The following is a 26,679-nucleotide window of genomic DNA, read 5'->3' on the forward strand; positions in this document are numbered from 1 at the left end:
TCGGCGACGAATTAAAATTTAGAAGTACGCCGAGCCCCGTAGAGCCCGGCTAAATTTTAAAATAGCTCTTAAATTTAAAAGCTATCGTCTCTTTTTTCAAAGATCAGATGCAGCACGTAGGTCACGGCGAAGGTCAAGGTGCTAGGCACGATCCAGCCGAGCATCGAGTCGTAAAACGGCATCATCTTCACAAACGACGTTACAAGCGGCACCGAAATCCCCAAAATATCAAGTCCATTTATGACGCCCTCGACGACGCAGACATAGACGCAGGCGCGGTAAATCAACTTGCTCGAATCGATCCACGGATTAATCAGCGAGAGGATTATCAGCATGATCGAGATCGGATAGATGGCGACGAGTACGGGGATAGAGCCTTTGATGATGGTCGTAAGGCCGAAATTTGCGACTCCAAAGCCGATCACGCACCAAGCGATCGCCCAAGTTTTGTATTTGATCTTACCTTTCGTAAGCTCCTCAAAGTATTCGCTAGCCGAGCTTATAAGACCCAGCGTCGTGGTGATGCAGGCTAGGAAAAACGCGCTGCCTAGGATCACGACGCCAATTCTTCCGAAATAATGATCGCTTACTCGCGACAAAAGCTCCGCTCCGTTGATATTCGGCGTATCTTTGAAAAGCTCCGCGGAGGTCGCGCCCAGATAGCCCAGCATAAAATATATCGTCATCAGTATGACGCCCGACATCATTCCTGCTTTTATCGTAGAGGTGACGAGATGCTTCTCGTCGCTTACGCCGGTTGCTTTAATGGCGTTAATTACGATGATACCGAATGCCAGCGACGCAAGCGCGTCCATCGTCTGATAGCCCTCTACGAAGCCCTTTGCTGCGGCGTGATCAACGTATTCACCGCTAGGAGCGACGAAACCTCCGATCGGAAACAAAAATCCCGCGCCGAAAAGTAGCAAAATAAGCGCCAAAAGTATCGGCGTGAGGTATTTTCCGAGCAGATTGACGAGCTTTGAAGGGTTCATACAGATGTAATAGTTCAGCGCAAAATATGCCGCAGAATAAACAAATAGCCAAATTTGAAGGCTATCTTGCCCGATAAAAGGCTTAATCGCGATGTCAAAGGGCATATTCGCCGCGCGCGGTATCGCAAAAAGAGGCCCGATCGTAAGATATAAAAGCGCGGTAAAAACGATCGCAAACACCGGATCTATGCGGCGCACTAGGCTCTGAAGCCCCTTAGCGCGCGCAATGCCTGCGACGCCGAGAACCGGCAGAAGCACCGCCGTAGCGCAAAAAAACATTATCGCGATATAAAAATTCTGTCCGGATTCCCTGCCCAGACCCGGCGGAAAAATAAAATTTCCCGCACCGAAAAACATCGCAAATAGCGTAAGCGATATCGTCAAAAACTGGCTTCTACTAAGCTTGCCCTTCATCTTAAACCTTCTTTAAATAAAGTGAAGTTTGTATTATAGTTATAAATGTTTAAAACATATTTAAATTTAGCCTAAATTTAGTCGCAAATCCTTTGTTCCGTGATTTTTGATCTCGCAAACAGCACGCGGGGCGGCTAAAATTTTAAAAATTTTAAGTATAATTTCGCGAAATTCAAGGATAAATTTAGACAAAATGAGCGAGGGATAAAGATGGCGAAGATTAAAACTACGATTTTTGAGTGCCAGCACTGCGGCAATCAGCAAAGCAGATGGCTCGGCAGATGCCCCGACTGCGGCGCATTTGATAGCTTCGTCGAGCTCAAGCCCGCTCAGATCAAAGCGCTAAAAGAGATCGAGGGCGAGCTTGTCCGCGCCTCGTCCGCAAGCGCCAAAGCGATCAGCGAGATAGAAATCGAGCAAATTTCGCGCATCGACACCAAGGATAGCGAGCTAAATTTAGTCCTCGGAGGCGGCGTCGTGGAGGGCTCGCTCGTGCTAATCGGCGGTAGCCCCGGCATCGGAAAATCCACGCTGCTGCTTAAGATCGCGGCAAATTTAGCAAGCGACGACCGCGCCGTGCTCTACGTAAGCGGCGAAGAGAGCGCAAGCCAGATCAAAATGCGCGCGCAGCGGCTTGGCGCGATAAGCGAGCAGCTGTTTCTACTCACCGAGATAAATCTGGGCGCCGTGCTTGAAGAGGTCGAGCGCAGGGATTATAAATTTATCGTCATCGACAGTATCCAGACGCTTTTTAGCGACAAAGCCTCCTCTGCGCCTGGCTCAATCACGCAGGTGCGCGAGATCACATTTGAGCTGATGCGACTTGCCAAAGCGCGCGGGATTTCGATCTTCATCATCGGCCACATCACCAAAGAGGGCTCGATCGCGGGCCCGCGCATACTAGAGCATATGGTGGACGTGGTGCTGTATTTCGAGGGCGATGCGAGCAAGCAGCTTAGAATTTTGCGCGGTTTTAAAAACCGCTTCGGAGCTACGAGCGAGGTGGGGATTTTCGAGATGGGGCCGCACGGGCTCGTAAGCGCAAAGGACGTCGCGAGTAAATTTTTCACGCGCGGCAAGGCGGTAAGCGGCTCGGCGATCACGATCACGATGGAGGGCACGCGCGCGCTCGTCGTGGAGATCCAAGCGCTCGTGTGCGAGAGCGGCTACCCCAAGCGCAGCGCCACGGGCTTTGATAAAAACCGCCTCGATATGCTTCTGGCGCTACTTGATCGCAAGCTTGAGATCGGGCTTGGCGGATACGACGTCTTCGTAAACGTAAGCGGCGGCGTAAAGATCACCGAAACGGCGTGCGATCTAGCCGTCGTCGCGGCGATCGTAAGCAGCTTCAAAAACCGCCCGATCAGCAAAGAAAGCGTCTTCATCGGCGAGGTGAGCCTAAACGGCGAGATCAGAGAGATCTTCAACCTCGATGCGCGCCTGAAAGAAGCCGCGATGCAGAAATTTAAAAACGCGATCGTCCCGATGAAGCCGCAAAACGCGCAGGGGCTTAAAATTTTTCACGCTACCGAGATCACGCAAATTTTAGATTGGATGTGAGGCGGCGCGCTTCTTGGCTTCGGCTTGGCAGAGGTGCGAGCGAGCGAAAATGGACTTCGAGCGGCAAGGGACGCGTTGCTTTTGCATGGGCGCGGCGAAGGGCACAAGTGCGCCGCTTTTTGCATAGCTCGCAAGCAAGCGCAAATGAGCTTGATCGCTAAGGCGCAATTTTTGGAATTTCACGTATCGTAGCGGCTCAAAAATTCGTTTGAGCTTTAAAACGGCTCGGTAACGGTGCGGTTAAAATTTAATCATTCGCGGCGCATCCCAGGCCAATACAAGGCGAGTGCTTTGCGGCGCAAAGCCAAGCCCGATAGGTCCTTGCGTCGCGCAAAATTCTATCGCGGCGCGCAGGACGTATCGCATGGGGCTAAGAACCGGTAAAATTTTAGCGGCGCCAAGCTCTCATGCGCGGGTGCAGATACCGCAAGCAAAGTATCGCGCGCCGAGCCGAATGGGCGCCGCCGTAGCACGTCGCAACCCGAAAAGGCTTGCTAGCGAGACGCTACGCAAGCCAAAGCGCGCAGGTCCGCCTCACGTAGCCAAAAGACAAAGCCTACAAGGCGGCAAGATAGCAACGCAGCGAGAGCGTGATGAAATTTTAACGCAGACCGCATAAGCTGTCGGCAAAGCCTAATTCTACGGACAGGTTCCGCGGATAAAATTTCGCAAATCTAGCGTGGATAAAATTTTATAAATTTAAACGGAAAGGTGCGTATGAGCCCAAACGTAATCGTTAAATTCGTCATTTTGTTTTTCATCAAGGCGCAAAGCTTAAATGTCAAATTTAGCAGGCTTGATGCCGTCGTATCGCGCGCTTACGCCAAATACGGGGCACTCTTTAAGCTCAGCGTACCGCTACTTGCCGCAGCATCGGTATTTGCGCTGTTTAACCTATATGATTTTGCCAAAGCCAACTACGCGCTGACGGTCTTTTTGCTCGCTTTGGGCTCGCCTCTGCTTACGTATAGCTTTTTTAAGGCGATAAAATCGGCGATGACCTTCGCGCTATTTGTGATCCCCTTTGCGGCGGTGTTTGCGATCATCGCGGTGACGGGCGCACAGAAGCTTGATAACTCGCTAATTCGCACTATTGCCTTTCCGATGTTCTTTACTTTCGTGTGGTTTGCGATGTCGGTGATCGCCGACGAGGACGTAGCGCAGATCATGAACAAGATCGTATCGAAGCTCTCAACGCTTTTCGTGACGATTTTTATCCTTTACAACTACGAGGCGCTGCACGGAATTTTAACCGCGAGCGCGGGAGGGTATCGAGCGAGCGAAGATGAGCTAAGCGCGCTTGATCTGGTGTTTATGACGATTAGATTTTTTACGCTGCCTTCGATTTTTACGTTGATGATTTTTGAGATCAAAGATTATCTTTTTACGAGATACGGCGCGTTCGTGCAGGCTCAGCAGGAGCGTATGGAGGATTTAAAAAATTCCAAGGGCTCGGAGTAAAATTTTAAAGCTTAGCTCAATCTAATTTTGCGCGACGCAAATGGTCGCAAATACTAAAGATTGCGACTGCTGTGTGCACGCTGGCTTCGGCGCGGCGGCGGGACTAATAAAATTTGAAATGAGATTTTTAGGACAAAATTTTGAGATAGAATTTTAATGACGCACCGGTTATGCGCGGGTTAGAATTTAAAGCCGCGAAGCTTCAAATCCCGACCCCGCAATCAAAATTTAAAATTTTAAAAGAAGCTGTATATGTCGTCTAAAAGGAAGTATTTTTTATCGACAGTGCCTTTGTAGAAAGGCTCGAAAGTATCGTTATACGCTTTTTTGAAAAAGCCCTCTTTGCTAAGCGAAATGAGCGCTTGATTAACGGCTTCTGCGAGATCTGCGTTGCCTTTTTGCATCGCGATGCCTAAAAATACGTTCTCGCCAAGACTTTTGATATTAACCTCGACGCTAGGATCTGCGACCGGATAGACCATCACAAATAGATTATCGTCGCACGCGCCGTCGATCTCGCCGCTTTTTAGCCGCTTGTAGCAATCGGAGGAATTTTTGCAATACACTAGATTGTAGCCGCCGTCCTTTTGCATAAACGCTTCGCCCGTCGAGCCGCGGATGACGCCTACTTTCTTACCTCGCAGATCGCTCATTTTTTGGATATTGTCGCTTTTTCTGGTTAAAACTCCGGAATTTACCGAAAGATAGGGCATCGAAAACTCATAATTTTTCTTTCTCTCCTCAGTAACGCTTGCAGCCGCGATAAGCATATCTGCCTGATTATTTTGAATGGACGGAAAGCGCGCTTGCGCCGATACCGGTATGAGCTCGATCCTGCCGCCGGTATCGCCTAAAATTTTGCCTCCGATTGCATTAGCAAGCTCTACGTCAAAGCCCTCAAAGCCGTTATCCGTAACTCTACTAAATGGAGGCTCATTTTCATAAACGGCGATACGAATGACTTTACTCTGCTTTATTTGACTTAAAGAATTCGCAAGCGCAAAGATGCAAGATAAAAGAATTAAAAACAGTGATTTTTTCATTTCAAATTCCTTTTTTATTAAAAAAAGCTGTAAAGATCGTCGAGTAGGAAATATTTTTTATCGACGGTGCCTTTATAGAAAGATTCGAAAGTATCCTCGTAAGCCTTTTTGAAAAAGCCCTCTTTGCTAAGCGCAATCAAGCCTTTGTTGATCGCTTCTAGCAGCTCCGCGTTACCCTTTTGCACCGCGACGCCCAAGAATACATTATCGCCTAAATTTTTTATATTGACCTCGACCGCAGGATCTACGATCGGATAGACCATTACAAAAAGGTTGTTGTTACAATATCCGTCAATCTCGCCACTTTTTAATCTCCTATAGCAATCGACTGAATCGTTGCAGTAGGAAACATTATAACCGCCGTCCTTTTTGATATATGCCTCGCCGGTGGTCTTGCGAATGACGCCGATCTTTTTGCCCATCAGATCGCCTATTTTGTGAATATTTGAGTCTTTTTTCGTTAAAATTCCCAAATTCACCGTAAAATACGGCATCGAGAAATCCACGCTTCCCTTACGCTCTTCAGTGATACTTGCAGCCGCGATTATCATATCTGCCTGATTGTTTTGCAGCATCGGAAAACGCACTTCGTTTGTTACCGGTATGAGCTCGATACGACCGCCGCTGTTGCCGAAAATTTTACCAGCTAGCGCGTTGGCAAGCTCGACTTCGAAACCTTCAAAGCCTTTCTCGCTCGACTTGCTAAAAGGCGGCTCGTTTTCATAAACGCCCACTCTGATAACCTTACTTTGCTTGATCTCGCTTAAGGAATTCGCAAAAACAAAGATCGCTGACAATAGAATAAGAAAAAATGACTTTTTCATAATTTCCTCCTTGAATTTTAAATTTTTCGTAATTGTAATGTAAATTTTCTTAAAATTTCATTTTACCAAAACTGAAATTATTCCCTAAATTACGAGCTTAGCGATAAAATTTCGCAACTAAAATTTCTAAGCATAATGATAGAGGCTTTTTAAATTTTGCTGCCTTGCATCAAGCTCCGCCTGCTTTCATTAAATTTTAGCGCTTCGCTATAAAATTCTGTGCGTCTATTAGCGCCATAAAAATAGCGCGCCGCTGCGAAATTCTATGGAATTTTATAAATTCTGCAACGGTGCGTTAGTGGAATTTGCAATCCAAACCCAAGCTCGCAAAGTCGGACAAAATAGCAAGGCTATGCGAGCCTTTTAAATTTTACCTGGCGAGAGCACACAGCTATGCTTACGAAAACAAACACAGGCGAGCTGTATCGCTATGCCCGCCTAAAATAAGCTATAAAGGTCATCCAGCAAGAAATATTTTTTCTCCGCAGTGCCCTTGTAATACGGCTCGATGGTTTCGTTGTAGGTCTTTTTCATAAAGCCCTCTTTGCTTAGCTTGATGAGCTCGCCATTTAAGAAGTCCAGTAGCTCTTTATTTCCCTTCTGCACGGCAACGCCCAAAAACTCCGAAGGGCCTAAATTCTTGATATTTACCTCAGTATCGCTATCGATGACGGCATAAGCCAAAACTAACAGGTTGTCGGTCGCGTAGCCGATGCCCTTATTTTCTTTTAACATTTTGTAGCATTCATTTGCAGTAGCGCAGTTTATGACGTCAAAGCCCTCTTTTCTAAAATACGCCTCGCCAGTGGTGCCGCTTTCGGCTATGATCGGCTTGCCGTGTAGATCGGATACGGTTTTGATCCTATCGCCTGTGCGGGTTAGTACGCCTATATTTACCGCAAAATATGGGGTCGTAAAGTCGACCACCTGCTTACGCTCATTTGTGATAGTAAAGGTCGCAAGCACCATATCTACTTTATTCTCTTCCAACACTTTTAAACGCTCACTAGCCTTTACGGGTACGAATTCCACCTTGCCCGCCTTGCCACCGAATATATCTTTTGATAGCGCCTCGGCTAGGGTCACCTCAAATCCTTGAAATTTGCCGTCTTCAAATTTACTAAAAGGCGGTTGCGCCTCAAATACGCCTACGCGCACACTGCCCGATTGCCTAATCTCTGATAGGGTATTTGCCACTACACTACTTGTAAATAGCAATAAAATTCCCAAAATTATCTTTTTCATATCGTTCCTTTAATTACAATGATTAGCCTAGCCACGCATCTGCGTCGCTTCGGCAAGCCCTCTTAAGCCGGTCGTATATTATTCGCTCACTTCTCCTTTCGACATTTTTTAAAATTTCTTTACTTTGAAATTTTGCGGCGCATTTTACGCAAATTTCATTTAAAATACATTTAATTTGCGCCGTGATTTAGATCCCAATCGATCTCTCCCAGGCCGTGCGCGCGCAGATATTCGTTGCATCTGCTAAAATGCCTGCAGCCAAAAAACGCCCCTCCGGCAAGCGGACTAGGATGCGCGGCGGTTAAAATGAGATGCTTCTGCGCATCGATCAGCGCAGATTTTGCTTTGGCAAAATTTCCCCACAGCATAAAGACTAAATTTTGCCGCCTCGCGCTTAAAATTTTAATCACGGCGTCGGTGAAAGCTTGCCAGCCAAATCCGCTGTGCGAGTTCGCGCGGTTCGCGCCCACGCTAAGGCTCGCATTAAGCAGCAGCACGCCCTGCTTTGCCCAGTAGCTCAGATCGCCGCTTTCAGGCTCGCTGATACCCAGATCGCTCTTAATCTCTTTGTAGATGTTTACGAGGCTGGGCGGAATTCGCACGCCTTGCGGCACCGAAAAGCTAAGCCCCATCGCCTGATGCGCGCCGTGGTAGGGATCCTGCCCCAAAATCACCGCGCGCACCCGCTCAAACGGGGTGAGATTGAAGGCGTTAAAGATCAAATTTCCCGGCGGATAGACGATCTCGCGCGCCTTTGCGGCGAGCAGGTTTTCTTTGATCTTCGCAAAATACTCGCTTAAAAATTCCTCTCTAAGCGCCTCTTTCCAGCCGCTCTCGATCTTCACGTCGTCTAAGTTTATCTGCATACCGACCCTTTAAATTTTAATAAATTAACGCTCTAATTTTACAATAAATTTTAAAAATAATATCGCTCGTGCGCCGCCGCAATCAAAGGCGAATCGCACCGCCGCCGCAACCGATCCCGCCGATTTACTAAGTATAGCCTGCCGCTACACGATCACGATCAAAAGCGCCATAAACAGCAGCAGGGCGATCGTCTTTTTATTATCGTTAAGCAGGGTCTGCGGATAAAAAGCAAATAAAATCGCGTAGGCAAAAAGCGCGATTACAAACTCCCACGGGTTATTATCTCTGAATTTCAACCTATAAGCGACCCGAAAGATATATGCGAAAGCAGCGATAAAATTTGAGCCGGTTTCATGCTGTCTTTGCGATCTCCTATTTTATGTAAAACCCATTATATCGTTATTTTATCTACTTCGATAAACGTCCGTAAGACTAAAGTCCAATCTTTCAAATCTTTAAATTTTATCCTAAAGGCTTTTAAATTTAGTTCGCAACGTTATATTAAATCGGTCGTAAGTAAATTTAGCGCACACTATTAATACCCCATTTTATTTATTTGAATTATATTAAGTTCCGGATAAAAAATAACCTCGTGATCATAATCGCTCGGTTGTCCCGATTCGTGCTCTTTTTTGTGCCATATTCGCCTTTTATCGTTCACTATTGCCGTTATATTTAAATTTTTGATTGAACCATATATCAAATACTCCCGACTGCCGGCATAATAATAAGACGGCATCGCCCACGATAGTTTAAATTCATGCAAATTTGTAGTTTCAGCTATACAGTCAGACTCGGAAACAAACTCGTAGCCCTCTTGCAACATTTTTTGTTGCGTCAAAGTAAAGGGCTTATCCACCTTTATAAAATGCGCGTAACAGATACAAGTCTGTATTTTTTCACTACACGATAAAGGAAGACTTTTTTTGCGATAAATGAGCAAAGTTTCTCCCTTCGTATTTGTCAAGGCTTCAAATTTAGCCAAATTTTTATTTTCTATATATGAAAAATCCGTATTAAGGGGTGAAAATAGAAAGGCTATAAATAACACAAACAATATCAATGCCGCAAACAATAATATCAATGATGCGAGTATGGCGATCTTGATGACTTTCCACAATGTTTTTAATATTTTTATTGCTTGCATTACATCCGCCCTCCTCTCTATTTTATAAATTTACTGCGGTATTTATAAACCGCGCCGCCGATCTTAGCGGCTTTAAAATTTCATCGCACAGGCTTGCTTCTAAGGCCGTAATACGGATAATCCATCGCCGCAGCGGCAGCCTCTCGCGCAGAGGCGCCTGCGAATTTTTCGATCACGCAAAGTCCAAGCTCGATAGAGCTGCTCACGCCGCCAGCAGTGATGATCTCGCCTCCTTCTGGCAGGCTTTCGCGCACGAGCCGCTCGTGCACCACGTCCGCGCAGTAAGGCGCCAGCAGATCGTAGCAAAACGGATGCGTAGTCGCGCGTCTACCTCGCAAAAACCCCGCCGCGCCCAGAAGTAGCGAACCGGTGCAAACGCTAAACTTATACTTCGCATCGCGCGCGGTCGCGAGCCACGAGATGAAGCCCGCATCGTCTTTAAGGCGGCGCGTCGCCATACCGCCGGGCACAAAAACCGCATCAAAGCCGCCTAGATCCGTCGTGATCTCGCCCGCATCGATCGTAAGGCCGCCGCTGTCCGAAACCTGCCGCTCGCGCGAGCAAAACCTCATCTCAAACTGCGGGCGGACGGCTTTGAGCCTTAGCATACAATCATAAAATCCCACAAAATCGAGGTGCGTCTGTCCGCTAAACATCACAAGCGCTAGATTTTTCATGATCCGTCCTTTAAAATTTATCGCTCGCCTATGAGCTTTCGGCTCAGCGGCGCTGCAATTCTCGGCGCCGCAAGTAGTAAAATGCGCGGCAGCTAAATTTTGATACCGCAGGCTGCCAAAAAACCCGCTCAAACAAATTTTAAATTTTACCCGCATTAAAAACTCACAGAATTTTACCGCCCGCGAATGAAATTTCAGAAGCGATTTAAAATTTGCGCGCCTTTTATTCCGCTTTACTCAGACCTGCAAAAGCCCGTAAGCCCGCATAGTGCAGCCTTTTTGCAACATTCTCAAATTCTAAATTCCAAATCCCCTCGTCGTATTTCCATTCAAACGGCGTTTTGTAATTCGTCCAAATTTCATACGCGCGTTCGTTTAGCCGCTCAATCAACGCAGAAATCCCTAAATCGCGGCCCGCTATCTCCATCATCAAATGCCAGTTATCCAAATCGGCGGGGTCTTGCGTATGGATAGATTTTTCGCGCGGAAGATAATACACAAAATCGCTTGTATCAAAAGGAAATAGCGTATGGCACAGCGCAATGCCGTAAATATCTTGAGCAAATACTGTCGGAAGCTGCTCGTCCGAATAGCCGAAAGTAGAAACATACAAAAAGCTGCGTAAAATGCTTGCTAAATTTCTACAGACCGGCGCGAAGGCGTATCTGCATACCTGCTGCGTTAAGGCGCCGTTTCGCATAAAGCTTATGGCGCTATCGATCTCTTTTCTTCTTGCTTGCACGTATTTTATCTTTTTAAATCGCCAAGCTTGCAAAAGCTGCAAAGAATTGTCGATGGCTCGCAAATGCTTGTCTCTTTTTTCATCCGCCGTGCCGCTTAGCTCCGCGATCCTCGCAGCGGCCTGCTTCCAAAATGGGATCAGGGTTTGTACCCATCCCAGGTAGCTCAGATAAAGCGCGTTCGGCTCCTCTTTTTCAAAAGCCGCTCTCATCTGCGTAAGTTTTATCATCGCAGCTCTCTTATATCTAAATTTTATCCCGCCCGCTACTCTTCGCTTTGCGTCTTCTCGCCGCTTGCCATGCAGCTTTGGAATATAAATTTATGCTCCTGCGGCAGAGCTTCGTAAATTTTATCTGCAAGCTCGCGGATCTCCCAAAGTGCCGCCTTGCTAGAGCGCAGAGCTAGAAAGTTTTGCAAGCTGCGCGCGTTTATGCTCCAGCTAAGCTCGCTCTTGTAGCACTCGGGCAGGCAGTATTTGGCGATATCAAGGCTAATAGGGGTTTGTAAGATTACGCGTAGATTTTCAAGAGCCGCGATACTTGCGTTATCGACCGCTTCGTTGCCCGTAAGCACAAGGTATCGCGCGGCGTTTTCGAAATCCCCTTGCGCGAAGCTGTCCTCGCCGCGCAATTCTTTGAGAGTGTAGCGAGTGGATTTTACGCTAAGGCTTGCTAAGCGGTGGCGCGCCAGCTCCTGAAGCAGCGCGCGCGAAATACCGCTGATGTAGAAGTTGTAGTAGAGGTGTTCGAGCGTGCTTGAGTGCTTGAGCTGATTGCCGACGCGGTCAATGAGCGCTAGGTCTTTGGCGCCGCCGCAATCGCCGCGCTCGAAGCTCTGCCAGCAGGTGCGGATTGCGTTTGAACAGACCCAAAGCGGAGTGAAATTTAGAAGTTTGACTTGCATATTTTGCCTTTGGTTTTGAAATTTTTGGATGATTTTAGCGTTTCGGGACTTAAAATTTAGCAGGACTCGACATTTGTATTTTAAAATTTACATTCATCAAATTTACCTTGCACCGAGATACAAGGCAAGGCAAGGTAAATAAAATGAACTTAAGTATAAGGCGTAAGAGATATTTTAATATTGAATTAATACTAAAATACTATTTTGTTCCCGAGAAAAACTTTTTATCCTCATTAAACTTATAAATTTCTTTAGCATTTTTACAATTCTTATAGGCGTTGCTATTTTCGTTTAATTTATCAAAATCGCATTGTTTGAAAACTTTTTCTGCCTCATCGGGATGATTTTGATAGTATTCTAAAGATTTAACCTCCGTATTATCGCAACCCACCAAAAAAGCAGCGAACGCAAGCCCCCCCCAGAGGAACATTTTAGGATTTTTCATTTCATTCTCCTTGTTTGAAATTTTACCTAGTATTTTACCATCTGTTTACTTTAAGAATTTTGAATTACTGCCATTCTACCTGCGCGGTAAACAAATTTAACGAAGCTTTGATACCGCCCTTAAGCTACATTTCGCTAAGATTGCGGCTAAATTTTAATAAAGGTGCAAAATGAATGATAAATTTAGCAAAATCGGCTTCATTCTCGCAGTCGCAGGCAGCGCCGTAGGGCTCGGTAATGCGTGGAAATTCCCCACTTTAGTAGGCACCAACGGCGGCAGCGCATTTATCTTGCTATATCTTTTGCTGACGCTTTTGGTTAGCTTCGTGATTTTTTTAGCCGAGATCGTCATCGGCAGGCTAAGCGAAAGTGATCCGGTGCGCGCATTTGAAAAACTCGCGCCCTCATACAAAGGCGCATGGAAATACGCGGGATTTTTTATGATTAGTGCGCTTTTGATCTATGCTTTTTACAGCGTCGTAATGGGCTGGATCCTAAAATACGTGGTCTCAAGCGCTTTGTATCTGCCAAAAAGTATAGATGAAAGTGGCGCAGCGTTTAACGCACTTTTAGGTAGCGACTTTTTAAGCGTGGCGGTGTGCTTTACCATAGCGTCGGCGTTTTGCTTTTTCATCGTATCTAAAGGTGTCAAAAGCGGCATCGAGCGGCTTAATGTCTGGATGATGCCTGCGCTATTTATTTTGCTGATTTTGATGCTAATTTACGCCGCGAGTTTCGATGGATTCGGACGTAGCGCAAAATTCTTGCTAGTGCCAGATTTTTCCAAGCTTAATAAAGATAGCGTTCTTTCGGCGCTAGGACTTGCGTTTTTTACGCTTTCGCTTGGCGTTACTACGATTATGACCTATGCTGCAAGCCTGCCTGCGCGCACCAATATCCTAACCTCAAGCATAAATATCGTCTGCATTAATGTCCTAATCGGCGTGATGATGGGACTTATCGTCTTTACTTTCATCTTTGAATTCGGCGGCGATCCCAAAGCGCAAGGCCCGGGGCTCGTGTTCGTCTCGCTGGTGGTGCTTTTTTCAAAGCTCGGTGCGATCGGAAACATCCTAGCCTTTTTATTTTTCACCTCGCTATTATTTGCGGCGATTACTTCTGCAATTTCGATGCTGGAGCCTGCGATTTATTATCTCGTAAACTCCCGCAAGCTAAGCCGAAAGCGCGCTTCACTTTTAGTTTTTGCCGTGACGTATGTTTTAGGGATATGCTGCATTTTGGGTTATTACGGGGGCACGAGCGAGTATTTTAGTCTAGGCGGCAAGAGCTTTTTTGACGTGCTTGATTACCTAACCTCGAATATCTTAATGCCTCTTAGCGGCATAATCGTGGCGATTTTCGTAGGGTTCGTGATCAAAAAACGAGCCGTCGAAATTCTACTGCGCCCATATATGGGACGAATGGGCTTTAAGCTGTGGTATTTCGTGCTACTGCGCTTCGTGGCGCCAGTCGCGATCGTAGTGATAGCACTCAATCAGCTAAAAATTTTAAATTTTTAAATTTTGCAAAGCGGATGGATAGCATGGAAGTTAAAATTTGGCGCTGAAGCAGCCTAAAAGCGACGGACAAAATTTCATAGCGAGATTACGGCGATCCGTTAGTCTTGCGGCGATAGTTTAAAATTTTATGTTTAGATAGAGGAAGGTCAAAGTATGTAGCGGCAATCAGCTTTCAGTGCGACCGCGGCAACCTGCATGGCGATAGGTGCGCGCGGCAAAGGCGTCGTAGCGTAGCCGCATCTGATCACGCTACGGAATTTTAAAATTCTAAACCGAGACGGTCGGTGCACAGCCGCCACGATAGTTTATGACGCGACCTACGCAATCTTCCGCAGAAGCGGCGCATAAAATTTTGTGGTGGCCCGCGCGGCGTCGCGCTTTGAATTTTAAAATTTAACGCCGAAGCGGTCCAAAAATAGCGCGTCAAATTTCATAGCGAGTTTGCGTATATAGTTTGGAATTTTAAAATTCCGTAGCTTTAAAATTTAAAAATCATCGGAGCGAAAATGAACGATAAATTTAGCAAAATCGGCTTCATACTTGCCGTCGCAGGCGGCGCGGTGGGGCTTGGCAACGCATGGAAATTCCCCACCCTCGTGGGTCAAAACGGCGGCAGCGCCTTCGTGCTTTTGTATCTCGCGCTCACGCTGGGAGTGGGCTTTAGCATATTTTTAGCCGAGATGGCGCTAGGCAGGCTAAGCGGGCGGGATCTGCCGAGCGCATACGAGGCGCTGGCGCCGCGCGGCGGACGCAAATGGCGCGCGGGAGGCGTTTTCATCGCGGGCGGCATGCTGGTGCTGTCCTTTTACCTCGTCATCCTCGGCTGGGTGATCCGCTACATATTTTTGGGCTTTTCTCCGCTGCCCGCAACTGCCGAGGAAGCGGGCGCCGTCTTTGACGATCTCATCTCGCATTCGCTAGCCACGAGCCTCGGCTTTTACGCGCTTGCGCTCGTGCTGACGCTCTCCGTCGTCGCGCGCGGCATCAAAAGCGGTATCGAGCGGCTCAACGTCGTGATGATGCCGCTTCTTTTCGTGCTGCTGCTTGCGATGCTTGCGTATGCGTGCACGATGCAGGGCTTCGGCGCGGCGGCGAAATTTCTTTTCTACCCCGACTTCGGCAAAATCACCGTTAATTCCGTCCTATCCGCGCTCGGACTTGCGCTTTTTACCCTGTGCGTGGGCGTCGGCTGTATCGCAGCATACGCGGCATCGCTTAGCGAGGGGGTGCGGCTCGTGCGAAGCTCGGTAAACATCGTATTTATCAACATCGCGATCGGGCTGATGATGGGGCTCATCGTCTTTACCTTCATCTTCGAATTCCGCGCCGATCCCGCGCAGGGTGCGGGGCTTGTGTTTGTCTCGCTCACTACGATGTTTGCAAAAATGGGGCTAGCGGGACAGGTGCTTGAAGTCGCGTTTTTCGTCTCGCTCTTTTTCGCGGGGATCACAAGCGCGGTTTCGATGATCGAGCCATTCGTCTTCTATCTCATCGGCAGATTTAAAATTTCGCGCTTGTGCGCAGTCTGCATCTCGGGGTGCGTCATAGCGGTGCTAGGCGCATGCTCGCTGCTATCGATGCACGCGGATTATGCGAGCAAGTTTAAGCTTTTCGGCGCGAGCTTTTTTGACTGCTTGGACTTCGTAAGCTCAAACGTCATGCTGCCTCTAGGCGCGCTAACCTCGGCGATCTTCGTGGGCTTTGTGATGGATCAGAAGCGCCTGCGCGGGCTTTTCGGCGCAGATATGGGCGAGCTTGGATTTAAAATTTGGTACTTTTCACTGCGCTTCGTAGCGCCCGTCGCGATCGTGATCATAATGGCAAATCTGCTGTTTTTCGGCGGGAAGTAGGAAGCGATTTTATTAAATTTAAAGGCGGAAGAGTTTAAATTTAGACTCGTTTCGGGCAAGTTTAAATTTAAAACCGCTTAACATCGTAGCCCACTAGGCTCGTATTTTAACTAGCGTTTTGCTAAAGGAGTAAATTTTGAAAGCTCTTAAATTTCTAACCAAAGCCATAATCGCCGCGCTCGGCGTTTGTGTAATCGTCGGCGCGCTTAATTACAGCGGGTTTAGCTTTAGTGATCTAAAATGGCTTAGCAAAGATGAGATGGTGCAAAATTTCGTACAGGACGAATTAGAAAATTATTATTATGAAGGGAAGTCCAAATACAATAAACTTTACACCATAGATACCAACTTAACATTTCACGAAGCTATTTCTAAAATCAACGAAATCTTTGAAAATCATTCAAATGACAAGGACTTTAATTTAATACATGATTTAAATTCTTCACTCCCTTTTAGAGATATTACAGACGAAATGGTATCGGATGAAAAAATCCCATGGACTTTTTCAGATTTTATCTACCACCATACTGTCAATAATGTCGATGCGGGAGATAATTACACGTATAGACCATTTGAAGGCAATAGAAAAATAGACTATGAAAAAGAAAAAGGTAAAGTGATTATTCTAGATCAGCATTATTCATCAAATATTTATTTATCAGATACTTTCACCATAAAAGAATGCCGTAAAGAAACATCGTTTATTGATAGAATACTGGGCGAAAGCCAATTTTGTATGAAATTTATAGCGATAAAACGTATCCCCAATGAGTATGAGCCGAGCAAGCGGTATCGTGACGATCCAAATTTTATATTCAATAGCACGAAACGGGATTTTGATGTGTTTTTAAAAAATATAGATTCTGAAGAAAGCTGCCTCGGTATTATTGATTGTTATGAGGCTAGATTAGACAACCACGGAAGCAGATATATAGGATTTATGAAGCTTTTTGAGCTTATGAAATGATATGATGTTGGCAGTATTATATTAATTTGAAGTAACGATATCAAGCGCCCTAGCTCCGTGCGTAGCAAAACATAAAATTCCTCGTAAAATTTTACGCTTGACATCTTACGAATAGATTTTACCGAAGTAAAATTTTATCGGGCGGCGCCGTATCTCGTGCTGCGAGCGCAAAACGTTTAGCAAATATCGCGATAAATTTAAACTTATAATAGTGGAGTTTGAAAAAAAGACGCGCCGCTTTGAAAACGCATACGAAGCTACGTGGCAGCATTTGTGGCAAGCGGTGCAAGCCATGCCGCTAAATTTAGAACAAAATTTCAAAATAAGGCTAAATTTAAGAAATTTAGCCGTTCATTATCGATAGCAGTTCGGTGTTATCTTTGGTTTTTAGCATCTTGGCGTATAAAAATTTCAGCGCCTCGACGTCGTCCATCGTCGAGATCGCCGAGCGCAGCGCCCAGATCTTTTGCAGATTTTCGCTGCCTTGCAAAAGCTCCTCTTTGCGCGTGCCGGACTTGGTGATGTTGATCGCGGGGTAAATTCTACGATCCGAGATGTTGCGATCGAGGATGATCTCGCTGTTGCCCGTGCCTTTGAACTCCTCGAAGATAACGTCGTCCATTCGCGAGCCGGTCTCGATGAGCGCGGTAGCGACGATGGTAAGCGAGCCGCCGTTTTCGATGTTTCGCGCCGCACCGAAGAAGCGCTTCGGCTTGTGCAGGGCGTTTGCGTCCACGCCGCCGCTTAGCACCTTACCGCTGCTAGGCGTGACGGTGTTGTAGGCGCGCGCAAGGCGGGTGATGCTATCGAGCAGGATGACGACGTCCTTGCCGTTTTCGACGGCGCGTTTCGCCTTTTCGATGACGAGCTCGGCGACGCGAACGTGGTTGAATGCGGGCTGATCGAAGGTCGAGCTAAACACTTCGCCGCGTACGCTACGCTCCATGTCGGTCACCTCCTCGGGGCGCTCGTCGACTAGCAGCACCAAAAGCTCGACCTCGGGGTGGTTGCGCGTAATGCCGTTGGCAAGCTCTTTCATAAGCTCCGTTTTACCGCTACGCGGAGGCGCCGTGATGAGCCCGCGCTGCCCCTTGCCGATCGGAGTGAAAAGATCGAGCACGCGACCGGTAAGGCGCATCGGGTCATATTCAAGCTTGAGCTTTTCGGTCGGGAAAAGCGGCGTGAGATTGTCAAATAGCGGGCGCTCTCTGGCCTCTTGGATCGATTTATAATTGATCGCCTCGATCTTTAAGAGCGCGTAGTACTTCTCCTGATCCTTCGGCTCGCGTACCTGACCCGTGACGATGTCGCCGACGCGCAGGGCGAATTTACGGATCTGGCTTAGGCTCACGTAGGCATCGTTAGCGCTGTCGCTTAAATTTGAATCTATGCCGCGCAAAAAGCCGTAGCCCTCGGCGGTAACCTCCAAAATTCCCGTAAAAAGTATGAAGCCGCCCTGCTTCGTCTGCATACGTAAAATTTCAAAAACGAGCGCTTGGCGGCGGAATTCGCGCGGGTTCTCGACGCCTAGCTCGTCTGCTATGGCGATGAGATTTTCAAGATCCATCGAGCGGAGCTCCTCGATCTGGTAGCCCTCGACGGGAACGTGCGTTTTAGCGTAAGTTTTTCTGCCGTTTTGATTAGAATTTGAAACGGCGGTCTGAGCGGAATTTTGATTTGTATTTTCCATTTGTCCTCTTAGAGTGTGAAGTTATTAAATTTGGTTTTAAAAAAGTCGCGAAATTTAAAATTTAGTTTTCTTTATAAGCACCGAACCTTAAAATTTTTTGTTGTCTTCTGCTGATGAGCTCGTCTATGCTAAGATCGTCTAGCTTGTGCAGCTCGGTTAAGACGTAGTTTCCAAGCGCTTTTATCGCGCCGTCTTTATCTCTGTGGGCGCCCGTTTTAGGCTCTTTGATCACGTCGTCAATCAAGCCCAGCTCTTTTAGCTCCTCGGCGGTGATCTTTAACGCTTTCGTAGCGGCCTCGCTCTTACTTGGATCGTTCCACAAAATCGCGGCACAGCCCTCGGGAGAGATGACTGAAAAGATTGAGTTTTGAAGCATCGCCAAACGATCGGCCACGCCGATCGCTAAAGCTCCGCCGCTACCGCCCTCGCCGATAACGACGGCGATCGTAGGGGTTTTAAGATCGCTAAGCTCATATAAATTTCGCGCGATAGCCTCGCTTTGACCGCGCTCCTCAGCTCCGAGTCCCGGATATGCGCCCGGAGTGTCGATCAAAAACAAAATAGGAAGGTTAAATTTCTCGGCAAGTTTCGCTACGCGCAGAGCCTTACGATAGCCCTCAGGATGCGGCATGCCGAAATTTCGCTTCAGCTTGTTTTTGGTGCCGCGACCCTTCTGTTCGGCGATCACGGCGATTTTGCGGTTGCCCATAATGCCTAGATAGCACACGATCGAAGGATCGTCTCTAAAGGCACGGTCGCCGTGAAGCTCCCTGGCGTCCTGCAAAAGCGCGCGAATATAATCGATCGCGTAAGGGCGATCCGGATGGCGCGCAAGCTGAAGTCTTTGGTATTCGTTTAAATTCTTATAAACTTTGGAAATTTCTTTTTCGAGGTTCTTATTTAAAATTTCGACTGCGTCCTCATCGCCGCGAATTTTTGCAGCGGTGATGTCCTCGTCAATCTGCTTTATAGACTTTTCGAAGTCCAGATAGCTAGCCATTAATCTACTCTTTTGAAAATAAGCGATGCGTTCGTGCCGCCAAATCCAAAGTTATTGCTCATGACGCAATCGAGTTTGGCTTTTCTAGCGACGTTTGGCACATAGTCCAAATCGCAATCTGGATCTTTTGAAATTTGATTTATCGTAGGCGGTATGATGCCGTTTTGCATCGCTAAAAGGCTGATCGCAGCCTCTACAGCTCCGGCAGCACCCAGGCAGTGTCCTAGCTGACCCTTAGTGGAGCTGACCGCAGGCACTTTGCCCTCGCCAAAAAGCTCTTTTAACGCCGCGGTTTCGTTTTTATCGTTTATCGCGGTGGACGTTCCGTGAGCGTTGATATAATCAATCTTCGGGCGTCCCGCCATCTCGTAGGCCTTTTTCATAGCGCGGATCGGACCGTCTAGGCTAGGTGAAGTGATATGATAAGCATCGCCGCTGGCGCCGAATCCTACGAGCTCGCCGTAAATTTTAGCACCGCGCGCTTTTGCGTCTTCTAGCTCTTCTAAAACCAAAGCCGCCGCGCCTTCGCCCATTACAAAGCCATTTCGCTCCGCATCAAACGGACGTGAAGCGTGCGCAGGATCGTCGTTTCTAGCACAAAGTGCCTTCATCGCGGCAAATCCGCCGATACCTACAGGACAAACCGCAGCCTCGGCTCCCACTGCAAGCATCTTTTTCGCTTCACCGATCATGATAACTCTTGCAGCGTCCATAATCGCATGCGCAGAAGCCGCACAAGCCGTAACGCTGGATAAATTCGGACCTTTTAATTTATAATATATAGAAACAAAGCCGCCGAGCATATTTACTAACGCAGAAGGGATAAAAAACGGCGAAATCCGCCTAGGACCGCGCTGCAAGCAGGTATTGGCATTTATCTCGATATTCGGTAAACCGCCGATACCGCTAGCCGAGCTAACGCCGAATTCGTCGCTATCGAAATCACTAAATTTAGCGTCATCTATGGCTTCGCCCACAGCTTTAAGCCCGAGTTGGATAAATCTATCCATCTTTTTTATCTCTTTTCCATCCTCGATTATGCTCGAAGGATCGAAACCTTTTACTTCAGCTGCAATTTGAACCGGAAATTCGCTAGCGTCAAAGAGCGAAATTTTATCAACCCCGGTTTTTCCGTTACAGATATTTTCAAAACTGCTCTGTTTGTCAAGCCCGAGAGAGGTTATCATCCCGATGCCCGTTACTACGACTCGTTTCAAAACCGCTTCCTTAAAATTTTATTTTTTAGGCAAATTTTCTATATAATCTACTACGTCTTTAATGCTTACTAATTTTTCGGACTCGCTATCAGGGATCTCGATACCGAATTTCTCCTCTAAAGCCATTACTAGCTCAACTACGTCAAGAGAGTCCGCGCCCAAATCTTCGATAATTTTAGAGTCAAGTTTAACCTGATCCGGGCTAACGCTGAGTTGTTCTACAACTACGTCTCTTACATCTTCAAATACTGCCATTTTAGCACTCCTTTAAAAAAATACCGCGTAATTCTATAATATTTAACCTTAAATTCCGCTATTTAACGCTACATATAGAGCCCGCCGTTGATTTTAAGCGACTCGCCAGTAATGTAGCCCGCGCCGTCGCTGAGTAAAAACGCAACTCCTTCGGCGACGTCGCTCGTGCTTCCGAGGCGCTTAAGCGGGATGCTCGCTTCGTAGCTTGCTTTTACGTCGTCGCTTAGCGCGTCCGTCATATCCGTAGCGATGAAGCCCGGAGTTATGCAATTAAAGCGGATGCCGCGCGCAGCACCCTCTTTTGCAAAGCTCTTGCTCATCGCGATCATTCCGCCCTTGCTTGCGCTGTAATTGACCTGCCCGGCGTTGCCCATTTCGCCTACGATCGAGGCGATATTTACGACCGCTCCGAAGCGCTTTTTGCTCATTAGCTTTAAAGCTTCACGGCAGCCAATGAAGGCGCTGCTTAAATTTGCTTCGATCACGCCCATGAAGTCTTCCAGCTTCATCCTAAGCGCGAGCTTATCGTTCGTGACGCCCGCGTTATTTACGAGATAGCTTAGTTCACCGTCACTTTGCGCGATCAAGCTTAGCGCCTCGCAAAACTCAGCTTCATTCGTCACGTCAAATTTTATCACGGCGCCCTCTCCGCCGTTTGCGCGGATCTCCTCTAGCAGCGCATCGGCAGGCTCGGGGCTTGAGCGATAATTGATCCACGCCTTAAGCCCGTAGCCCGCCAAAGTCCTTGCGATCTGCGCGCCGATACCGCGGCTCGCGCCCGTGATTAAAACGTTTTTTCCACTAAATTTCATACTTATCCTTTTATTAAAATTTTGATGCCTAGCGTAAATTTATCCAAATTTACCTAAATTTTAGCAGTTTAAACCTGCTCGCGAGCTGCGCCGTTTAAATTTCAAAATAGTGCCTCGTCCATCTCCGCGGGCTTTGGTAGCCCCATTAGCTTTAGCACGGTCGCTGCGACGTTGCTAAGCCCTAGCCCGCTTTTTAGTTCGCGCACGCCCTCGCCCGCGATGAAACAAAATACGTCAAAGGTCGTGTGGTTGGTTAAAATTTCGCCGTCCGCGTCTCGCATCGCCTCACAGTTGCCGTGATCGCTGATCTGGACATAGGCGTAATCGTGCGCCTTCGCCGCGTTTAAAATTTTACCGATACACTCATCCACCGCTTCGACCGCCTTTACCGCGGCGTCGTAATTGCCCGTGTGTCCGACCATATCGCCGTTTGCGAAATTTACGACGATGAAATCGATCCCCGCTTCGATACCGCGGATCACCGCGTCGCACACCGCTGGCGCGCTCATCTGCGGCTGCTCGTCGTAGGTTTTTACTTTCGGGCTTGGTATCAGCACGCGAGTTTCGTTCGGCAGCGGCTCCTCGACGCCGCCGTTAAAGAAAAACGTCACGTGGGCGTATTTTTCGGTCTCGGCGGTGTGAAGCTGCGTAAGACCGGCTTCCGCGATCACTTCGCAAAGCGTGTTTTTAAGCACGGGCTTCTCAAAAAGCAGAGGAAATTTAAAGTTCGCGTCGTATTCGCTCATCGTGATTAAATTTTTCACGACGAACTTCCGCTTGAATTCGCTAAAGCTCTCATCGCCCAAAGCCGCGCAAAGCTCTCTAGCGCGATCGTTTCTAAAATTTATAAAAATTACTCCGTCGTCCGCGCCGATACCTCTAAAGCCGTTAAAGCTCGCGGGCTCGATAAATTCGTCGCTCACGCCGCGCTCATAGCTTTGTAGCACGTACTCGCTAGGCGAAATTTCAAGCGGCGCCGCTTCGCCCATAAGCACGTCGTAAGCGCGCTTTACGCGATCAAAGCGCTTATCGCGATCCATCGCGTAAAAGCGCCCGCAAACGCTAGCGACTTTAAATTTAGCCTGTAGATGCTTTAAAAATTCCGCTCCGCTGCTCGGCGAAACGTCGCGCCCGTCGGTGATAGCGTGCGCCCACGTCTCGCAACCCGCATTCTGCGCTATCTCGCAGATCGCGTCGAAATGGCGTAGATGCGAATGCACGCCGCCGTCGCTGTAAAGCCCTATGACGTGCAGCCTGCGGCACTTTGAAAGCAGGCTCTGCAGCGCTTCGTTTTTCTCAAGCGAGCCCTCATCGATCGCGCGATCAATTTTGACTAGGTTTTGATACAAAATTCTACCGCTTCCGATCGTCATATGCCCCACTTCGCTGTTTCCCATCTGCCCTTGCGGCAAGCCCACGGCAAGCCCGGAAGTGTGCAGTAGCGTATTGGGCACGTTTTTAAAAAGATAATCATAGGCGGGCTTTTTTGCGTTTGCAAACGCGTTAAATTTATCGCTCGCGTTAAAGCCGATGCCGTCGGTAATGAGTAAAATCGTCTTTTGCCCCATTTTGGCTCCTAAATTTCGTCTAAATTTCGCCGCGCTGGCCTTTTAAGGCAGGTCTGCGGCGCTGTTTTTACGAGCGGCATTATACTTTTTTTTGGCAAATGCGGCAAAATTTCATCCGCCCTAAAAGCTAAATTTTACCTCTTTTATACTAAAATGCGCGTTTTCGTATAAAATTTCATAAAATTTAAAAGGCAAACTTTGTTTTATTATCTTTATCATCTTACGAATATAAATTTTTTCCAATACATCACCGCTCGCGCAGGAATCGCGTTTTTTATCGCTTTTTGTTTTTCGGTCTGGGCTATGCCGCGGTTTATCCGCTGGGCGCAAGCCAGACACGCCGCGCAGCCCATCTACGAGCTCGCGCCGCAAAACCATCAGAAAAAGAGCAAAACCCCCACGATGGGCGGGCTTGTTTTCGTTACCGCCGCGGTGATCGCAAGCCTGCTGTGCGCCAAGCTAAACAACATCTTCGTGCTCTGTGGATTGCTTTGTTTGGTGGGCTTTGGATACATAGGTTTTAAGGACGACATCTCTAAAATTTTAGGCCGCCAAAACCACGCAGGCCTTAGCGCGCGGGCTAAATTTGCGCTGCAAAATTTCTTGGCTTTTCTGATCGGAGCTACGCTTTATGCTTTTAGCGATCTGGGCGGGGAATTTTTCGTGCCGTTTTTCAAATACCCTCTGCTAAATTTATGGATCTTCGCGCCGCTGTTTTGGACGATCGTGATAAGCGCGAGCTCAAACGCGGTAAATTTAACCGACGGCTTGGACGGACTAGCGACCATTCCATCGGTGTTTTCGCTCTGCAGCTTGGGCATATTTGCTTATCTGTGCGGGCACGCGATCTACTCGCAGTATCTCTTGCTACCGCGCGTCGCGGGCGCAGGCGAGGTCTGCATCATCGTCTCGGCGCTCATCGGCGCGCTGCTTGGGTTTTTGTGGTTTAACTGCTACCCCGCCGAAGTCTTTATGGGCGATAGCGGCAGTCTCAGCGTGGGCGCGTTTTTAGGATACTGCGCGGTCATCACGAAGAATGAAATTTTACTTATAATGATCGGCTTCGTCTTCGTCATCGAAACGCTCAGCGTGATCTTGCAAGTGGGCAGCTTTAAAATTTTCAAACGCAGAATTTTCCTAATGGCGCCGATACATCACCATTTCGAGCTTAAAGGCTGGGTCGAGAACAAAATCATCATCCGCTTTTGGATCATCGCGCTGATCGCAAATATCATAGCGCTGACATCGCTGAAATTGAGATAAAATGCGAGCGCAAATTGAACCTGACTTCGAAACGGCGCGTAAAAAATACGGCGAAACGGCTGAGCTTAGCGCGGGCGAGATAACTCAAATTTTATGGGGCAAAAGGGGAGAAAAATGAAAAAATCGCTATTTGGCTACGGGCTTACGACCAGAGCGATCGCCGAGCACTGCCAAGAAGGTGGCTCCTGGGACATTTACGACGATAAATTTGAAATTTCTTCTGGCGCGCCGAAGCTGGATGAGTTCGGTAACGCGCTTTTAAACCCGAGCGAGTTTAATCCCGCCGCAAGCGAGCTTGAAATCCCAAGCCCGGGCTTTCCGCCGCATCACAAGCTGGTGCGAAAGGCACGGAATTTAATCAGCGAATATGATTATTTCGACGATTACGAAGGTCTTAAAATTTGGATCAGCGGCACGAACGGCAAGACCACGACGACAAAGATGATGCAGTATCTGCTCGAGCGATACGGCTCGCAAATGGGCGGCAACGTGGGCGTTCCGCTTGCAAAACTTGATAAAAGCGCTAAAATTTGGGTGCTGGAGACGAGCTCATTTACGCTGTACTACACCAAGCACGCGCGCCCCAATATCTACGTGCTACTTGCGATCACGCCCGATCATCTCAGCTGGCACGGCGATTTTGCGGAGTATGAGCGCGCCAAACTCTCGCCGCTGCTAGCGATGCGCGAAGGCTCCGTAGCGCTGATCCCGCGCGCCTACGAAAGTTCCGCCGCCGCGCAAAACAGCCTAGCTCGCGTGATCTGCTACGAAAACGAAGCGGATCTGGCGCAAAAATTCGGCATCGATTTAGGCGAGATAAAATTCCGCACTCCGTTTTTGATAGACGCACTTTTGGCGCTGTGCGTGGAGAAAATTTTATTCGACAGATGCGACGCCATGCGACTAAACGACTTCGTGATCGAGGGCAATAAGCTCGAAGAGCTTACCGACGCGCGCGGCAGGGTCTGGGTCAATGACACGAAGGCCACCAACATCGATGCGTGCGCGCAGGCGCTGAAGCGATACGCGGGGCGCAAAATACATCTGATCCTCGGCGGCGACGATAAAGGCGTGGATCTGCACCCGCTTTTTGCGGAGTTTAAAAAATACGATCTGCGAATTTACGCGATCGGCTCAAACACCGATAAAATCGTGCGTTTGTGTGACGAATATAGACTTCCTTGCGTGCGCTGCGAAATTTTGCAAACGGCGGTGAGCGAAATTTCGAAGCGTTACCGAGGCGCAGATTTTGCAAAAAGTGGCGCAAGCGAATTGAAAGTACAAAATTTAAGCGCGAATGGCGGATGCAACGGCGGCAAGGCGAAAGAAAATGCAAAGATCGGCGAGAATACGCTGCAAAAAGGCGGCGGCTCATCTGCCGCAAGCGACAACGCCTCTTCGCCGAAACGCCGCACAAACGACGGTGGAACTCGGAATTCGCAGAATTCTAAAAATTTCGAAAATTTTAAAAATTCCATGCATTCTGCAAGCGAAATAGCGCTGTTAAGCCCTGCATGTGCCAGTTTGGATCAATTTAAAAGCTACGCGCAACGCGGCGATCTATTTAAAAAACAAGTTGCACAGCTCGGATAAACAGACCTATCGGGGCTAGTCGGATCGGGCTAGGCTTTTAAAATACAATTTGCAATCGCATTTTAAAATTTCAACGCTTCTGCTGTGCGGATATCTAAATAAATTCAATCCCGAAGTAAACATCCCTATGTCACACTATTAGCCTGAGCGCGATGTTTATAAAGATGCTTCGCCAAGTCCAAATTAAAGCCAATTTTCGATGCTAAATTTAACCAATCGCAGCTATCGCCTGCTATGCGCGCAAATTTAAAACGATGCCCGCGATCCTTTGGCGCGAATTTATCTACTTTGCACAGTTCAAAACCAAGCGTACAATTTTACAGAATCGGCTAAATAGTAAAATTTTATACCACTTTGCTTTTTAGATCGATAGCTCATTTTGATTATTGCAAATTACTGTTCAAGCAATATTTTTATCACTAAAATTTAGAAAATTCCAACTGAGTAAATTTGGCTGTTTCCGAGCGCAACGTGCAAAAATCTGGCAAAAATCGAGAATTTTAACCGAGATTTAAGTATTGCATGGATAAAATTACTTTTCTTTTTCGGTGGTTGGATAGCTCAGTCGGTAGAGCAGCAGACTGAAAATCTGCGTGTCGGCAGTTCGATTCTGCCTCTAACCACCA

Annotated in this window: 25 protein-coding genes and 1 tRNA gene; 9 read left to right on the forward strand and 17 right to left on the reverse strand. The window is 47.7% G+C overall.

Features of this window, described 5'->3' with window-relative positions:
• Positions 1-74: 74 nt before the first annotated feature.
• A complete protein-coding gene (gene brnQ, locus Q0135_RS00560; protein WP_297987425.1) occupies positions 75-1,406 on the reverse strand; it encodes a branched-chain amino acid transport system II carrier protein in 1,332 nt (443 codons plus the stop codon).
• A gap of 210 nt (positions 1,407-1,616) precedes the next feature.
• Here brnQ and radA point away from each other — a divergent pair, with 210 nt between their 5' ends.
• The 3 genes from radA to Q0135_RS00575 all read left to right on the forward strand — a co-directional run bounded on the left by radA (position 1,617) and on the right by Q0135_RS00575 (position 4,427).
• Complete coding sequence (gene radA / locus Q0135_RS00565; RefSeq protein WP_297987427.1) at positions 1,617-2,966, forward strand: DNA repair protein RadA; 1,350 nt, start codon at positions 1,617-1,619, stop codon at positions 2,964-2,966.
• Between the two features lie 286 nt (positions 2,967-3,252).
• Positions 3,253-3,585 (forward strand): hypothetical protein, encoded by a 333-nt coding sequence (locus tag Q0135_RS00570; protein ID WP_297987429.1) that lies wholly within the window; start codon positions 3,253-3,255, stop codon positions 3,583-3,585.
• Between the two features lie 98 nt (positions 3,586-3,683).
• Entirely contained in the window at positions 3,684-4,427 is a 744-nt protein-coding gene (locus Q0135_RS00575) for a hypothetical protein (protein WP_297987431.1), read from the forward strand.
• A gap of 236 nt (positions 4,428-4,663) precedes the next feature.
• On the opposite strand, the gene Q0135_RS00580 is transcribed toward Q0135_RS00575, so the two are convergent.
• The 10 genes from Q0135_RS00580 to Q0135_RS00625 form a co-directional block, all read right to left on the reverse strand.
• Positions 4,664-5,470 carry a transporter substrate-binding domain-containing protein gene (locus tag Q0135_RS00580; RefSeq protein WP_005873330.1) on the reverse strand — a complete coding sequence of 269 codons (807 nt, stop codon included), beginning with the start codon at positions 5,468-5,470 and terminating at the stop codon, positions 4,664-4,666.
• Positions 5,471-5,487: 17 nt separating this feature from the next.
• Positions 5,488-6,294, reverse strand: coding sequence for a transporter substrate-binding domain-containing protein (locus tag Q0135_RS00585; RefSeq protein WP_291938062.1), 807 nt, complete (start codon positions 6,292-6,294; stop codon positions 5,488-5,490).
• Between the two features lie 438 nt (positions 6,295-6,732).
• Entirely contained in the window at positions 6,733-7,539 is an 807-nt protein-coding gene (locus Q0135_RS00590) for a transporter substrate-binding domain-containing protein (protein ID WP_297987433.1), read from the reverse strand.
• A 170-nt stretch (positions 7,540-7,709) separates the two neighbouring features.
• Complete coding sequence (gene ung, locus Q0135_RS00595; RefSeq protein ID WP_297987435.1) at positions 7,710-8,405, reverse strand: uracil-DNA glycosylase; 696 nt, start codon at positions 8,403-8,405, stop codon at positions 7,710-7,712.
• Between the two features lie 144 nt (positions 8,406-8,549).
• Positions 8,550-8,702 (reverse strand): hypothetical protein, encoded by a 153-nt coding sequence (locus Q0135_RS00600; protein WP_297987437.1) that lies wholly within the window; start codon positions 8,700-8,702, stop codon positions 8,550-8,552.
• Between the two features lie 239 nt (positions 8,703-8,941).
• Positions 8,942-9,553 carry a hypothetical protein gene (locus tag Q0135_RS00605; RefSeq protein ID WP_297987439.1) on the reverse strand — a complete coding sequence of 204 codons (612 nt, stop codon included), beginning with the start codon at positions 9,551-9,553 and terminating at the stop codon, positions 8,942-8,944.
• A gap of 80 nt (positions 9,554-9,633) precedes the next feature.
• Positions 9,634-10,230 (reverse strand): DJ-1/PfpI family protein, encoded by a 597-nt coding sequence (locus tag Q0135_RS00610; RefSeq protein ID WP_297987440.1) that lies wholly within the window; start codon positions 10,228-10,230, stop codon positions 9,634-9,636.
• A gap of 223 nt (positions 10,231-10,453) precedes the next feature.
• Positions 10,454-11,200 (reverse strand): hypothetical protein, encoded by a 747-nt coding sequence (locus Q0135_RS00615; RefSeq protein WP_297987441.1) that lies wholly within the window; start codon positions 11,198-11,200, stop codon positions 10,454-10,456.
• A 35-nt stretch (positions 11,201-11,235) separates the two neighbouring features.
• Entirely contained in the window at positions 11,236-11,874 is a 639-nt protein-coding gene (gene thyX / locus Q0135_RS00620; protein WP_297987443.1) for an FAD-dependent thymidylate synthase, read from the reverse strand.
• A 199-nt stretch (positions 11,875-12,073) separates the two neighbouring features.
• A complete protein-coding gene (locus Q0135_RS00625) occupies positions 12,074-12,319 on the reverse strand; it encodes an EexN family lipoprotein (RefSeq protein ID WP_366111843.1) in 246 nt (81 codons plus the stop codon).
• 169 nt (positions 12,320-12,488) lie between these two features.
• Between Q0135_RS00625 and Q0135_RS00630 the strand changes: the two genes are divergently transcribed.
• From Q0135_RS00630 to Q0135_RS00640, 3 genes are all read left to right on the forward strand, one after another.
• Positions 12,489-13,838 carry a sodium-dependent transporter gene (locus Q0135_RS00630; protein WP_297987445.1) on the forward strand — a complete coding sequence of 450 codons (1,350 nt, stop codon included), beginning with the start codon at positions 12,489-12,491 and terminating at the stop codon, positions 13,836-13,838.
• 506 nt (positions 13,839-14,344) lie between these two features.
• Positions 14,345-15,688, forward strand: a complete 1,344-nt coding sequence (locus Q0135_RS00635) for a sodium-dependent transporter (protein ID WP_297987447.1) — start codon at positions 14,345-14,347, stop codon at positions 15,686-15,688.
• A gap of 136 nt (positions 15,689-15,824) precedes the next feature.
• Positions 15,825-16,655, forward strand: a complete 831-nt coding sequence (locus Q0135_RS00640; RefSeq protein ID WP_297960298.1) for a hypothetical protein — start codon at positions 15,825-15,827, stop codon at positions 16,653-16,655.
• 343 nt (positions 16,656-16,998) lie between these two features.
• On the opposite strand, the gene rho is transcribed toward Q0135_RS00640, so the two are convergent.
• From rho to gpmI, 6 genes are all read right to left on the reverse strand, one after another.
• On the reverse strand, positions 16,999-18,345 hold the full coding sequence (gene rho, locus Q0135_RS00645; protein ID WP_005873347.1) for a transcription termination factor Rho: 1,347 nt from the start codon (positions 18,343-18,345) through the stop codon (positions 16,999-17,001).
• Positions 18,346-18,406: 61 nt separating this feature from the next.
• Positions 18,407-19,345 carry an acetyl-CoA carboxylase carboxyl transferase subunit alpha gene (gene accA, locus Q0135_RS00650; protein ID WP_291938084.1) on the reverse strand — a complete coding sequence of 313 codons (939 nt, stop codon included), beginning with the start codon at positions 19,343-19,345 and terminating at the stop codon, positions 18,407-18,409.
• Positions 19,345-20,562, reverse strand: a complete 1,218-nt coding sequence (locus Q0135_RS00655) for a beta-ketoacyl-ACP synthase II (RefSeq protein WP_297987448.1) — start codon at positions 20,560-20,562, stop codon at positions 19,345-19,347. Before Q0135_RS00655 ends, accA begins: the two co-directional genes overlap by 1 nt.
• A gap of 18 nt (positions 20,563-20,580) precedes the next feature.
• The gene (gene acpP / locus Q0135_RS00660) at positions 20,581-20,817 is read right to left on the reverse strand and encodes an acyl carrier protein (RefSeq protein ID WP_005873350.1); all 237 of its coding nucleotides are present in this window, start codon (positions 20,815-20,817) and stop codon (positions 20,581-20,583) included.
• Between the two features lie 68 nt (positions 20,818-20,885).
• The gene (gene fabG, locus Q0135_RS00665) at positions 20,886-21,629 is read right to left on the reverse strand and encodes a 3-oxoacyl-ACP reductase FabG (RefSeq protein ID WP_297987449.1); all 744 of its coding nucleotides are present in this window, start codon (positions 21,627-21,629) and stop codon (positions 20,886-20,888) included.
• A 101-nt stretch (positions 21,630-21,730) separates the two neighbouring features.
• Positions 21,731-23,197 (reverse strand): 2,3-bisphosphoglycerate-independent phosphoglycerate mutase, encoded by a 1,467-nt coding sequence (gpmI, locus tag Q0135_RS00670; protein WP_297987450.1) that lies wholly within the window; start codon positions 23,195-23,197, stop codon positions 21,731-21,733.
• A gap of 198 nt (positions 23,198-23,395) precedes the next feature.
• Here gpmI and mraY point away from each other — a divergent pair, with 198 nt between their 5' ends.
• The 3 genes from mraY (at position 23,396) to Q0135_RS00685 (ending at position 26,679) form a co-directional block, all read left to right on the forward strand.
• Positions 23,396-24,460 (forward strand): phospho-N-acetylmuramoyl-pentapeptide-transferase, encoded by a 1,065-nt coding sequence (gene mraY / locus Q0135_RS00675; protein WP_297987451.1) that lies wholly within the window; start codon positions 23,396-23,398, stop codon positions 24,458-24,460.
• A gap of 114 nt (positions 24,461-24,574) precedes the next feature.
• Positions 24,575-26,053 carry a UDP-N-acetylmuramoyl-L-alanine--D-glutamate ligase gene (gene murD, locus Q0135_RS00680; protein ID WP_297987452.1) on the forward strand — a complete coding sequence of 493 codons (1,479 nt, stop codon included), beginning with the start codon at positions 24,575-24,577 and terminating at the stop codon, positions 26,051-26,053.
• Positions 26,054-26,603: 550 nt separating this feature from the next.
• Positions 26,604-26,679: transfer RNA gene (locus Q0135_RS00685), tRNA-Phe, on the forward strand.

It is taken from the genome of uncultured Campylobacter sp. (assembly GCF_937981295.1).
GTDB lineage: Bacteria > Campylobacterota > Campylobacteria > Campylobacterales > Campylobacteraceae > Campylobacter_B.